Below are 12,064 nucleotides of genomic sequence, written 5' to 3'. Positions count from 1 at the left end.
AAATAAGCCACTCATGAATAGAAGGCGTTCTTTGCCTTCAATTCATGAGTGGCTAGACCCTAGAGGGGCTAGGCGCTAGAGCTAGACATTAAAACTAATTACAAAATTTATACTTTTCTTATCTATTAAGAAAAACCGGGCAAAAACCACGCCCGGTTTTTCATATGTCTAACTTTTACGTTTTTGCACTTATACTGTTACTTTCATGCTTTGTCAATCTTTTCTATAATAGAAGAAAGACCTATGCATTAAAGGAGCATATCGATGATAGAAAATTTATTGCGACATTATCAAGATGCAATGACAATGACCTATAATCCTAAAGACACCAATTATGAATGGTTCCAAACAGAGCACGGACAAACCTTTGGAATTGTTAAAGCGTCTTTATCAGATAAAGAGATAGAACTGCTAACTTCCTTGTTCCAGTCAGTAGAAACCGTCAATGAGGATCACTTTTCTCTCTCACAGCGCAGGTGGTTTGATTACCTTTTTTCAGAAAGGAAGATTAGTGAACCGCCTCTCCCAGCTGATCATGCAACAATACGGTTCTACTATTTCTATTTAAAACAACCTATCGATGAAAAACAAAATTTTGAAGAAGCTGTCCAAGGAATTATTGATTCAGATCTTATCATATGGTTGAGCCTTTCACATGGAATCATTATTGACGAAAAGCCGTCTATCACATTAGATGCTAAAATCTTAAAGGATTTAAGTGATACTCTTACAACCGATTTCTATGTTGAGCCCTATCTTTATATTGGCCAACTTCAAAAAAATGATGCTGACCTAAGAGAAAAATTCATACTAGAGCAAAGCTGCTTTCAAGCCTTGCACCGTTCTGCCCATCGGGAAAAAGCCCTAACCTTTTATGATGCAATGCCGCTGTTAATTATGACATCGCCATCTGCCATAAAAAAGGACATTCTCTCTAACCAATTAATAGAAGCAATTGAGGATAAAGAACTCCATCATACGATTGAAGCCTTTTTACAGTCTAATTTAAATGCCTCCTCAACAGCTAAACGATTATTTATTCACCGGAACAGCCTGCAATATCGTTTAGAAAAACTGCTAGAAAAAACAGGTTTAGACATCCGGACGTTTTCTAATGCAACATTCATCTTTCTAGCAACGATTCTCGTTCGTCAAGAAAGTTAGAAAAGCATTTACAAGTTGCACAAAAGAGCCTAGTATTTTTCGTGCAACTTGTACGTTTACTTTCTTTCCTGAAATCCCTTACAATAATACCATGATAAAACGCTTTCAAAAATGGGGAGGAATTCAAAAATGGCAGAGTTAAGACTAGAGAATATTTACAAGATTTACGACAATAAAGTAACAGCAGTAGAAGACTTCAACCTTCATATTCAAGATAAAGAATTTATCGTATTCGTTGGTCCATCTGGTTGCGGTAAATCTACTACACTTCGTATGGTTGCAGGATTAGAAGAAATTTCAAAAGGAGATTTCTACATTGATGGAAAGCGTATGAACGATGTTGCTCCTAAAGATCGTGATATCGCGATGGTATTCCAAAACTACGCTCTTTATCCACATATGAACGTTTATGATAACATGGCATTCGGATTAAAGCTTCGTAAATTACCAAAAGACGAAATTGATCGTCGTGTTAATGATGCTGCTAGAATCCTTGGTCTTGAGCAATACTTACAACGTAAACCAAAAGCATTATCAGGTGGTCAACGTCAGCGTGTTGCATTAGGCCGTGCGATCGTTCGTGATGCAAAGGTATTCTTAATGGATGAGCCTTTATCTAACCTTGATGCTAAGCTTCGTGTACAAATGCGTGCGGAAATCACAAAATTACACCAACGCTTACAAACAACAACAATTTACGTAACACATGACCAAACTGAAGCGATGACAATGGCAACACGTCTTGTTGTACTTAAAGATGGTATCATCCAGCAAGTTGGATCTCCTAAAGAAGTATATGACAAGCCAGAAAATGCATTTGTTGGCGGATTTATCGGATCTCCGGCAATGAACTTCTTTAAAGGAAAACTGACAGATGGCAAGTTCTCATTCGGTACAACAACTGTTGCTGTACCAGAAGGTAAAATGAAATATCTTCGTGAGCAAGGCTATGTAAACAAAGAAGTCTTAATGGGTGTTCGTCCTGAAGAAATTCATGATGAGCCAGTATTTATTGAATCCTCTCAAGGTTCAAAAATCTTAGCTAAAATTGAAGTTGCTGAGTTAATGGGTGCTGAAACAATGCTTTATTCTGAAATTGACGGTCAATCATTCGTAGCACGTGTTGATTCTCGTACAGATGTTAAGCCTGGTCAAACACTTGAATTAGCATTAGACATGAACAAAGCTCACTTCTTCGATATTGATTCAGAACAAAGAATTCGCCCAGCTGGTGAAAAATAATAAGAACGAAACACTGAGGGTCAGGCCTTACCAAACACTTATATAGAACGTTAAACAAGGTTCTATATAGTGTGTTTAAAGGGTCTGACCCTTTTATTATCTCATTCCTGGATGGCATTTGTTTCTTCATGCTGACAAGTTGGGCAATAAAAATAATGAATGCACTGATGATTCACCAACGAGTTCACATCCCCATCAAAAAGCTTCATCATATCGATATCCATATACGCACTGTAATCATCCAAATAATCTGTAATCTTCCCTCTGTCTTCCATAATTGTATGGCAATTCGGGCATTGAATGATTCGAGCTTCTAACCCATTACATAAAGGACACAAATCCATTTCTTCATCCCCTTAAAAAACATGCATACTTTTAGAATCTCAAAACCATCATAATTTATGTACCATAAATGCTTTTCCACATTACAAAGATTTATATTTGCAAGGATAATTAATTGAAAAAAATTACCAATAAATCACTGCATATAAACAAAAAAATCAACCATAATACTTAGTAACAACGGTGCAACAACGCATCATCCATACAAATCAATGGGTTAAGCCGAGTTAGGCAATGAAATCTAAATTGGTTTCATATGTTTGGTGCAAATCCAACTAACCCAGCCAAAATAATCTAAATGAGGAGATGAATTAACATGGCTCAAAACAATTCAAACTCTAATCAACTTGTTGTACCAGGTGCAGCTCAAGCAATCGATCAAATGAAGTATGAAATTGCTTCTGAATTTGGCGTAAACCTTGGTGCTGAAACAACTTCTCGCGCTAACGGTTCTGTTGGTGGGGAAATCACTAAACGTTTAGTATCAATGGCTCAACAATCTATGAGCGGTTTTTCACAACAATAATAATTAAATAAATTGGCTAAAAGAGGCTGGCACTTTGTGTCAGCCTTTTCATTTCTAATGTATCAAACAAGGTTCTCCCACCATATATTATAGGAAAACGTTCATGTGTTTTTCCCCTGCACTATCACCCGTTTCGATCCCCAAATGAAGGACATACATTCGTTAACATCATGTTCGTTTCAAACCATAAAGGAGCGGATAACTATGTTTGATGCGATTGATTGGAAGCTCATTGGTTTTGTCGGTTATACTTTATTCCACGAATATGTTGTTCATATACGTTTTCCACAAATACAATATTGGGGGCAAACAAAGAAAAAAGGATAATCGTGCCGGTACAAAGTAAAAAGAGAAAGACTAAACAGAACACACCAAGTCTTTCTCTTACCATTAATTCATTAGATTCTTATTCCTCTATTAAGACGGCTGTTCCGTAAGCAATAATTTCAGAAGCATTTTGCATAATAGCTGAAGATTCTAATCTCATACAAACAATGGCATTAGCACCCTTAGCCTTTGCATCTTCCACCATTCTCCCTATTGCCTTTTGCCTGGCTTCTTCCATCATTTCCGTATATTCTTTGAGTTCACCGCCAACGATTGTCTTCAATCCAGCCATAATATCTTTTCCGATATGCTTCGATTGAACCGTACTTCCCCTTACAAACCCTTTATATTCCTTCGTTACTTTACCTGGTACTGATTCAGTAGTCACGATAATCATGCTCATCATCCTCCTTTTTTTCATCTAATCTTGTTTTTACAAACACAGCAAGCAATACGAGTAAAGAGAAGAAATAACCAATGAATAGTCCTATAGCAATTTTTATGTTAAAAAATAAAAAAATAATACCTGTCAACTGAGTGCAAATTGCCGTCAAAATACTCACATACTTTACTTTTTCCATCTCCGACTTCCTTTCCCATTCCCTTTTTTTACTATAGCTCTTTTTTGGAAAAAAATGAATATTTATTATCCAGGAACTTACACCTGCCAACCTAGAGATAAAGGACTATCTTACTATTTTCCATTTAATGAGTTTTCAGATTAACTATTTGAGGTATGTAATGATTAACGATTACTTCTCGGAGGTTATATATGGATAAATTAATGACAATAAACTTATTTATAAAGAAGCAATTACGGATTGATCAGCTGTTGAGGGTGAATCAGCTGGCAAAAGCTTATGAAGGAAAAATTTATATTTTGCTGCGAAATAAATCGATCATTGATGCGGCTAAGCTCCCATCCTTAGTTACCTGCTTTTTAACCGTTAAAGATGGACAAGCATTGAAAATCTTAATCGATGGTCCCACACCGCAACAAATCATAAATGATTTAAAAGAAATTTGTTCTAAAACGATTACCTTACAACAAAAGCATCTCTTACAGCCTGCAATGAAAGTAAAACTTTAATTACATTTTACAGTTTTACATTTGCCAGGAGGTGGTATATATGTTAAGAACAATCTTTTTAGTTGTCGGAGCAATCGTTGTTATAGGATTTTTACTTAATTTACTTTTTTAATAAACCACCATCATCCAGAAATCTCCACAAATTATAAAATTTTGAAAGGATGATTAAAATGAAAGCATTTGAACGCATAGTTGTAGCTTTTAATAGTTCGGAGGATGGTAAAGAGGCTCTTGAGTTAGGAATTCAGCTTAGCAAGCAGCTGGATGCAGATTTATCCGTAGTTCACATCCAAAAGAAAGCGCTTTTAGACGATAACAATAATTTTGGTACCATGATTCCAACTAGCAGTTATGAAGCAGAAAACACGAGACATTTTCCAGTAATTCCTGATCCTGTTGAACATACCGGAGCAGAGGAATATGACAAAGAAACGATGGCTATACAAAGTGAAGCAAGAAGAATGTTGGATCACCATCAGGCAAGTGGAGAGGTGACAATCCTAGATGGAGACCCGTCCGATATTATTGTTTCATTCGCAAGGGAAAACAACGCAGACCTGATTGTGGTCGGAAGCCGGGATCACAGCGGCTTAAAACGCTTGTTATTCGGAAGTGTTAGTGAAAAAGTTTCCCAGCAATCTAGTATCCCAGTATTAATCGCAAAATAATTTTATTTGTCTCAAAAGGTCAAGATCTCCCAAACACCAGTTGTGCTTGGAGGTCTTGACCTTTGTGTTTATGAGGCTTTTATTTTTGCATCAACTTTCCTTTTCTTACTATTTTTTGATTACCTATTAATAGTTGGATAAGTCAGTCGATATACCTAGTAGAACGATTATTCGAAAATACCAAAGGAGATTATTTTTATGGGTTTTCTGTCATTTATAAAAGATAAAAAATCAGCATCTAATGAAGCAGCTATTGAAAAAGATCAAGAACTTATCCAGCAAATTGCTTTAACTGTTGATGAGCCCTCGCTGCAAAAGCAGATTAAAATGGTCGGTTTAACAAAAAATGATCTGCTCCTTTCCTCGAAGCTTAAGCCTTATATTGAAGATAACATTCAAAACACACAATCGATATTTTAAAACAAATGAAAGTACTGGAGCAAAATGATATGAACTCATTCTTTGATACGATTTTAGACATGCTGAATGACAACAAACAACAAAGCGAACAAGCTAAAATGGATTTGTTAAACTTTACTAATGTCATTAATGATGTCTCAAAATCAATTACGCAAATTGCCGAAACATCTGACAGCTTAAAAGAGATGGCAAAATCCATATAATTAAAACCAACAAAGGGTCAGTCCCACTAACAAGCACCTATTTTACGATCTTTAAAATATGTTTGTAGGGTCTGGCTCTTTTGTTTTGAGACAGCTTTTTTGGGCTGTAATCACTATACCAATAAAATCTATAGCTTTGTTTACCAACTATAAGAAAAGCTATTTATTAAGACTAATATACTGAGTTTTCCATATTGCTGATTGACAAAGAATATTAGATTGATATAATATTCTTTGTTGTACTTTTACGCAAAAAAGCATCAAAGCGTTTAAGTTGTAAAGGAGCAAGTATATGATAAAAAATACAGCATCGTTTCATTTTAAAGAAGCGGTTTTCATTTTATTCCTTATATTAGCGATTATTTTTACTAGTTTATTTGTATGGAAAACAGAGCCGCATCTAGCTTTATTAAATTGTTTGATACTCGTTTCATTTCTTGGCTTGATGAAACGATATACATGGAAAGACTTAGAATCAGGAATCATCAAGGGAATCCAAAGGGGCATACAGCCAATTATCATCCTTGCCTTAATCGGAATCCTAATTGGTGCTTGGATGTCCAGTGGTACGATACCAACTGTTATGGTGTATGCTCTAACCATAATCCGTCCTGATTATTTACTGATTACTTCGTTATTTTCTTGTATGGTGATCTCAAGTCTTGTCGGAAGCTCCTTTACCACTGTTAGCACCGTTGGAGTAGCTCTTATGGGTGCTGGAATGGCAATTGGCCTCCCTGCCCCTTGGGTCGCTGGAGCCATCATTTGTGGTGCATGCTTTGGCGATAAAATGTCACCAATGTCTGATACAACGAATTTTGCCTCAGGGGTCGCTTCTGTTGAGATTTTCACGCATATTAAACATATGACCAAAACAACGATTCCTAGCATCGTTATCACAACGGCTCTTTTTTATTTTCTTGGCACAATTGCACCGATCCATACTGTATCACTTACGGAAATGACAAACATGGTTACGATCATAAAAGACTCCGTTCAAATTAGCATTCTTACGTTACTTTCACCACTGTTGGTTATCCTTTTAGCGTTTCGGCAGTTCCCTGTTATTCCTGCATTAATCGTTGGAATCATTACGGCAGGAATCACTTCTATCTGGTTTCAGGATGTAACAATTGGCGAGTTTCTTCATGTCTTACAAAACGGGACTACGTTCACAATCGAAAATGAACAGGTCGCTAATATGTTAAATCGCGGCGGCTTACAATCAATGATGTGGTCCATTTCACTCATCATGATTGCCTTTGCTTTTGGCGGTTTGTTAGAGGCATTAAATATTATCCCTGCTTTAATGAACGGATTGATTGAACGTGTTAAGGCAAAGGGTCAGCTTATTCTTTCAACAGCTGCTTCCTCCATTGGGGTGAACCTTTTAACAGGTGAGCAATACTTATCGATTCTAATTCCTGGACAATCCTTTAAAGGCTTGTATGATAAAATGAAAATTGAACGCAAATATATGTCACGGACATTAGAGGATGGAGGTACACTGGTGAATCCGCTGGTTCCTTGGGGGGTAAGCGGCGCCTTTTTTGCACAAACACTTGGTGTTCCTGTTATCGACTATTTGCCTTTTGTATTTTTCTTATATTTATCACCTTTCTTTTCAATTCTTTTTGGATTTATCAGGAATAGGAAAACTGCCTTCTAAATTTTTTAGTAAGTGGATCTGGCGCGAAGTCAGATCCCTTTTTCGTTTTTTTGCAAAATTCTTTGAATCTAGATAAATTTCGACAATTAGTAAGAATTGGTTGATTAATTTAAATCTGTGCCTTATTATTGATATAGAAGCAATACAACTATATATTGATATTTATCTAATAACAAAAAACTATATATTGTATCTTAGCAAGTAAAGGCGCCTAACAGGCTGAAAAGGGAATCTGGTGAAAATCCAGAACTGTCCCCGCAACTGTAAGTGTGACGAACTGAGATTGCCACTGTACACATGATGTATGGGAAGGCCTCAAAGTAGGACGAGCACAAGTCAGGAGACCTACCTATTACTTGCCAAAGTTTCAATTTCTTCGGGGGCTGAGAAGATGAAACGATAGTAAGGATTAATGGGCTTTTTCTCTAATACTGCCCTGCTCTTCTTATCTGTCGTTTTTCCCCACCCCCTTAGTAAAACGAACAGATGGAGGAATTATTATGAATACGACAACAACCCCTGTTATTATTAGCGGGAATCATCAAGAAGCATTTGACCTGATTAAACTTACATCATTTATTAAAAACATTCATCAGCATTTCCCTTCACTGGAAATAGACGATTTTCTTACTAGAATCGAAAACACCATTCTCCAAAGAGATTCATATACGTCTGAACAACTTACAAATTTGCTCATTTTAGAAGGATTATCAAATATCAATGAACAAGAGCCTGATTGGACCTATTTTTGCGCACAAATCTATTTAACAAAGCTTTACAAAGAAGCTGCTGCAAATAGAGGGTATGATAAATCGCAAAAATACGGAAGCTTCTATCAATTGATTGAGACCTTAGTAACGAAGGGCCTTTATCACAGCAAGCTCCTTGATCAATACACAAAAGCAGAGATTGAAGAAATTGGTTCATTTATCAAACCGGAAAACGACAGGTTATTTACATACATTGGTTTAAGAACATTAGCTGACCGCTACTTAACACGTGACTACTCAAAGCAAACCTATGAGCTTCCCCAGGAACGATTCTTAATCATTGCCATGACTCTAATGGCTAATGAAAGCAAGGAGCATCGCCTTGAGCTTATAAAACAAGCATATTGGGCAATGAGTAATCTTTATATGACAGTGGCAACTCCAACCTTATCAAATGCAGGTAAACCTGTCGGACAGTTATCAAGTTGCTTTATTGATACGATTGACGATAGCCTGCAAGGAATTTTTGACAGCAATACCGACATTGCTAATTTATCAAAATCAGGCGGCGGAATCGGCGCTTATTTAGGAAAAATTCGCAGCCGCGGAAGTGATATAAAAGGCTTTAAAGGTGTTTCATCAGGGGTTATTCCATGGATGAAGCAGCTTAACAATACAGCCGTCAGCGTAGACCAGCTAGGACAGCGCAAAGGTGCAATTGCCGTTTATTTAGATGTTTGGCATAAAGATATTTTCTCTTTTCTCGATGCTAAGCTGAATAATGGTGACGAACGCATCCGTACCCATGACTTATTTACAGGTGTTTGCATTCCAGATATTTTTATGGAACAGGTGGAAGCACGCGGTGATTGGTACTTATTTGATCCTCACGAGGTTCGCAAAGTAATGGGCTACAGCATTGAAGATTTTTATGATGAGGAAAAAGGCAATGGCAGCTTCCGTCAAAAATACTGGGAGTGTGTCAGCAATGATCTGCTAACGAAAGAAAAGGTTCCAGCGATTGAAATCATGAAGCGCATCATGATCAGTCAATTAGAAGCAGGTACGCCATATATGTTCTATCGCGATGAAGTAAACAGACAAAATGCGAACGCGCATCAAGGAATGATCTACTGCAGCAACCTTTGCACGGAAATCACGCAAAATCAAAGCGCAACGACGGTCGAAGAGCAGTATACAGAGGATGGAAAAATCATTACCGTTAAAACGCCGGGTGATTTTGTTGTATGTAACCTCTCCTCTATTAATCTTGCAAAAGCTGTTACAGAAGATGTGTTAGAAAAACTGATCCCAATCCAAGTAAGAATGTTAGACAATGTGATTGATTTAAACACGATTCCTGTGCTTCAAGCAAAAATCACCAACCAGAAGTACCGCTCCATAGGCGTTGGTACGTTTGGATGGCATCACCTGCTGGCACTAAAACAATTAAGATGGGAGCACGAAGAAGCCGTTCAATATGCTGACGAGCTTTATGAAAAGATCTCCTATCTAACAATTCGTGCAAGTATGGAGCTTGCAAAAGAAAAAGGCTCCTATTCCGTATTTGAAGGTTCAGATTGGCAAACTGGCGCTTACTTTGAAAAGCGCGGCTATCTGTCAAAAGAAAGTAGTTGTGATTGGGATCAATTAAAGGAAGAAATAAAAACAAATGGAATTCGGAATGCATACTTAATGGCCGTCGCACCAAACGCATCGACATCCATTATTGCCGGAAGCACAGCAAGCATTGATCCGATTTTCCAAAAGGTTTACTCAGAAGAAAAGAAAGATTATAAAATACCTGTTACCGTTCCTGATTTAAACTCTACGACAACATGGTATTACAAATCGGCTTATTTTATTGATCAGCGCTGGAGCATCAAGCAAAATGCTGCTAGACAACGCCATATTGACCAGTCGATCTCTTTTAACTTATATGTACAAAACACAATCAAAGCAAAAGACTTATTAGACCTGCATTTAACAGCATGGAAAGAAGGACTTAAAACAACCTATTACCTCCGCTCAACATCAAGCGAAATCGAAGAATGCGAATCCTGTGCGAGTTAATTAGAAAAGTGGAAGCGCCTCGAACAGCCCCGACAAGCATAAGCCAATTTAGAATAGAAGGCGTTCTTTGCCTTCAATTCTAAATTGGCTTATGACCTCGAGGGGCTAGGCGCTGGAGCTAGACACAAAAACTAAGTACAGAAAAGGTTATAGTTATTTTTTAAACACCGGAAGCGCCTTGCTCAGCCTAGGGCAAATAAGACGCTCATGAATAGAAGGTGTACTTTACCTTCAATTCATGAGTGGCTAGACTTGCGGGGCTAGGCGCTGCAGCTGGACACCGGCACTAATTTACAGAAGGATCTAATCATAGACTCAGGTAATTAAGACGCTTAAAGTCCATCATCTTAAGCGTCTAATCTTCATTGTTAAATAACGAGAGATAAATAATAAAGGAGCTCACTAAAATGGAAAACACTACACTTATGAAACGGAAAATCATGGATGCTGCTGCTCCGAATCGTTCAACTGCGATCATCAACGGAGAAAGCTCCAATGTGTTAAACTGGGATGATGTTGCCTACCCTTGGGCATTTCCACGTTATAAAAAAATGCTTGCCAATTTCTGGACGCCTTTTGAAATCAATATGGCACAGGATATTAAGCAATATCCTCATTTAACAGACGATGAAAAGGACGCTTTTTTAAAAATCATTGGTCTTCTCGCCCTTCTTGACAGCATTCAAACGGATTATGCTGGAAAAGTCGCTGATTATATAACAGATTCAAGCATTAATGCATTAATGATCATCCTTGCCCAGCAAGAGGTCATTCACAACCATTCCTACTCATATGTCCTTTCAAGCCTTGTTCCGAAACAAACACAGGATGAGGTTTTTGAGTATTGGAGAAACGAGCCTATCTTAAGGAAACGAAATGAATTCGTAACCAATGGCTATCAATCCTTTGCTGAGCAGCCAACAATTGAACACCTGTTAAAATCGATCGTTTACGATGTGATCCTAGAAGGACTCTTCTTTTATTCCGGGTTTGCTTTCTTTTACAATTTGGCGCGAAATCAAAAGATGGTTGCAACAAGCACGATGATTAACTATATAAACCGTGATGAACAAATACATGTTGACTTGTTCGTTCAAATCTATAAAGAGGTTTTAAAACAATATCCAGAATATGATACCGAAGAGCTTGCGGATTTTGTAAAAAGCACATTCATGAAAGCTGCCGAGCTCGAAATCGAATGGGGACGATTTATTATCGGCAATAAAATTGATGGGATCAATATGAAGGATGTTGAGGATTACATTAAATTTTATGCAAATGTCCGATGCAATCAACTAGGCTATGAACGTCCTTTTGAAGGATATCGTACAAACCCTTTAAAATGGATAAAAGCTTATGAGGAAGTTGATTTAGGAAAGTCAGATTTCTTCGAACAAAAATCACGTCAATATACAAAGGTTAATCATGTCGATAATGGATTTGATGATCTATAAGAAAAGCGCAAGCGCCTTGATCAACATTTCGCATAAAAAAAGCGCAAGACGCCTGCCTATCGGCGACAAGCATAAGGCGAACAGGAATAGAAGGTGTAATACTTTACCTTCAATTCCTGTTTGACTAGACCCTAGAGCCGATGGCGCCTGGAGCTAGATTCAGAAACGCAAGCTAT

General features: G+C 37.5%; 14 protein-coding genes and 1 riboswitch. Of the genes, 11 read left to right on the top strand and 3 right to left on the bottom strand.

From position 1 onward, the window contains the following. The first annotated feature begins 264 nt into the window (after positions 1-264). Positions 265-1,164: a helix-turn-helix domain-containing protein gene (locus Q1B07_RS24910; RefSeq protein WP_299094995.1), complete on the top strand. Its 900-nt coding sequence runs from the start codon at positions 265-267 to the stop codon at positions 1,162-1,164. 129 nt (positions 1,165-1,293) lie between these two features. Continuing rightward, the gene (gene ugpC / locus Q1B07_RS24905) at positions 1,294-2,406 is read left to right on the top strand and encodes a sn-glycerol-3-phosphate ABC transporter ATP-binding protein UgpC (protein WP_299094992.1); all 1,113 of its coding nucleotides are present in this window, start codon (positions 1,294-1,296) and stop codon (positions 2,404-2,406) included. Positions 2,407-2,507: 101 nt separating this feature from the next. Here the strand turns inward: ugpC and Q1B07_RS24900 are convergent, their stop codons facing one another. Continuing rightward, positions 2,508-2,750 (bottom strand): hypothetical protein, encoded by a 243-nt coding sequence (locus tag Q1B07_RS24900; protein ID WP_299094990.1) that lies wholly within the window; start codon positions 2,748-2,750, stop codon positions 2,508-2,510. A 314-nt stretch (positions 2,751-3,064) separates the two neighbouring features. Here Q1B07_RS24900 and Q1B07_RS24895 point away from each other — a divergent pair, with 314 nt between their 5' ends. Further along, positions 3,065-3,274, top strand: a complete 210-nt coding sequence (locus tag Q1B07_RS24895; RefSeq protein WP_299094987.1) for an alpha/beta-type small acid-soluble spore protein — start codon at positions 3,065-3,067, stop codon at positions 3,272-3,274. A gap of 204 nt (positions 3,275-3,478) precedes the next feature. Continuing rightward, positions 3,479-3,601, top strand: coding sequence for a hypothetical protein (locus tag Q1B07_RS24890; protein WP_299094985.1), 123 nt, complete (start codon positions 3,479-3,481; stop codon positions 3,599-3,601). Between the two features lie 79 nt (positions 3,602-3,680). On the opposite strand, the gene Q1B07_RS24885 is transcribed toward Q1B07_RS24890, so the two are convergent. Together Q1B07_RS24885 and Q1B07_RS24880 are read right to left on the bottom strand one after the other, a co-directional pair. After that, positions 3,681-3,998: a YbjQ family protein gene (locus tag Q1B07_RS24885; RefSeq protein WP_299094982.1), complete on the bottom strand. Its 318-nt coding sequence runs from the start codon at positions 3,996-3,998 to the stop codon at positions 3,681-3,683. After that, positions 3,979-4,182, bottom strand: coding sequence for a hypothetical protein (locus Q1B07_RS24880; protein WP_299094979.1), 204 nt, complete (start codon positions 4,180-4,182; stop codon positions 3,979-3,981). The genes Q1B07_RS24885 and Q1B07_RS24880 overlap by 20 nt, the downstream gene beginning before the upstream one ends. Before the next feature lie 191 nt (positions 4,183-4,373). Between Q1B07_RS24880 and Q1B07_RS24875 the strand changes: the two genes are divergently transcribed. The 7 genes from Q1B07_RS24875 (at position 4,374) to Q1B07_RS24845 (ending at position 11,888) form a co-directional block, all read left to right on the top strand. Further along, positions 4,374-4,691: a hypothetical protein gene (locus Q1B07_RS24875; protein WP_299094976.1), complete on the top strand. Its 318-nt coding sequence runs from the start codon at positions 4,374-4,376 to the stop codon at positions 4,689-4,691. Between the two features lie 170 nt (positions 4,692-4,861). Continuing rightward, positions 4,862-5,359: a universal stress protein gene (locus Q1B07_RS24870; RefSeq protein WP_299094973.1), complete on the top strand. Its 498-nt coding sequence runs from the start codon at positions 4,862-4,864 to the stop codon at positions 5,357-5,359. Between the two features lie 198 nt (positions 5,360-5,557). Next, positions 5,558-5,779, top strand: coding sequence for a hypothetical protein (locus Q1B07_RS24865; protein WP_299094966.1), 222 nt, complete (start codon positions 5,558-5,560; stop codon positions 5,777-5,779). Between the two features lie 29 nt (positions 5,780-5,808). Next, the gene (locus tag Q1B07_RS24860) at positions 5,809-5,982 is read left to right on the top strand and encodes a hypothetical protein (RefSeq protein ID WP_299094963.1); all 174 of its coding nucleotides are present in this window, start codon (positions 5,809-5,811) and stop codon (positions 5,980-5,982) included. Positions 5,983-6,274: 292 nt separating this feature from the next. Then, entirely contained in the window at positions 6,275-7,651 is a 1,377-nt protein-coding gene (gene nhaC / locus Q1B07_RS24855) for a Na+/H+ antiporter NhaC (RefSeq protein ID WP_299094961.1), read from the top strand. Between the two features lie 188 nt (positions 7,652-7,839). Beyond that, positions 7,840-8,019, top strand: a riboswitch (cobalamin riboswitch). 132 nt (positions 8,020-8,151) lie between these two features. Next, entirely contained in the window at positions 8,152-10,434 is a 2,283-nt protein-coding gene (locus Q1B07_RS24850) for a ribonucleoside-diphosphate reductase subunit alpha (protein WP_299094959.1), read from the top strand. A 407-nt stretch (positions 10,435-10,841) separates the two neighbouring features. Continuing rightward, positions 10,842-11,888 (top strand): ribonucleotide-diphosphate reductase subunit beta, encoded by a 1,047-nt coding sequence (locus Q1B07_RS24845; RefSeq protein WP_299094957.1) that lies wholly within the window; start codon positions 10,842-10,844, stop codon positions 11,886-11,888. Positions 11,889-12,064 lie beyond the last annotated feature (176 nt).

This window comes from uncultured Metabacillus sp. (genome assembly GCF_947503125.1).
Taxonomy (GTDB): Bacteria; Bacillota; Bacilli; order Bacillales; family Bacillaceae; genus Metabacillus.
Note: the sequence above shows the minus strand (reverse complement) of the source record. Positions and strands in the feature narration are given on the sequence as shown.

Bases quoted from the DNA above. Each gene is read 5' to 3' on its own strand.
- ugpC (WP_299094992.1), top strand. From the start codon at position 1,294: ATGGCAGAGTTAAGACTAGAGAATATTTACAAGATTTACGACAATAAA.
- Q1B07_RS24870 (WP_299094973.1), top strand. From the start codon at position 4,862: ATGAAAGCATTTGAACGCATAGTTGTAGCTTTTAATAGTTCGGAGGAT.
- Q1B07_RS24865 (WP_299094966.1), top strand. From the start codon at position 5,558: ATGGGTTTTCTGTCATTTATAAAAGATAAAAAATCAGCATCTAATGAA.
- nhaC (WP_299094961.1), top strand. From the start codon at position 6,275: ATGATAAAAAATACAGCATCGTTTCATTTTAAAGAAGCGGTTTTCATT.
- Q1B07_RS24880 (WP_299094979.1), bottom strand. From the start codon at position 4,182: ATGGAAAAAGTAAAGTATGTGAGTATTTTGACGGCAATTTGCACTCAG.
- Q1B07_RS24885 (WP_299094982.1), bottom strand. From the start codon at position 3,998: ATGATTATCGTGACTACTGAATCAGTACCAGGTAAAGTAACGAAGGAA.
- Q1B07_RS24890 (WP_299094985.1), top strand. From the start codon at position 3,479: ATGTTTGATGCGATTGATTGGAAGCTCATTGGTTTTGTCGGTTATACT.
- Q1B07_RS24875 (WP_299094976.1), top strand. From the start codon at position 4,374: ATGGATAAATTAATGACAATAAACTTATTTATAAAGAAGCAATTACGG.
- Q1B07_RS24860 (WP_299094963.1), top strand. From the start codon at position 5,809: ATGAACTCATTCTTTGATACGATTTTAGACATGCTGAATGACAACAAA.
- Q1B07_RS24845 (WP_299094957.1), top strand. From the start codon at position 10,842: ATGGAAAACACTACACTTATGAAACGGAAAATCATGGATGCTGCTGCT.
- Q1B07_RS24850 (WP_299094959.1), top strand. From the start codon at position 8,152: ATGAATACGACAACAACCCCTGTTATTATTAGCGGGAATCATCAAGAA.
- Q1B07_RS24910 (WP_299094995.1), top strand. From the start codon at position 265: ATGATAGAAAATTTATTGCGACATTATCAAGATGCAATGACAATGACC.
- Q1B07_RS24900 (WP_299094990.1), bottom strand. From the start codon at position 2,750: ATGGATTTGTGTCCTTTATGTAATGGGTTAGAAGCTCGAATCATTCAA.
- Q1B07_RS24895 (WP_299094987.1), top strand. From the start codon at position 3,065: ATGGCTCAAAACAATTCAAACTCTAATCAACTTGTTGTACCAGGTGCA.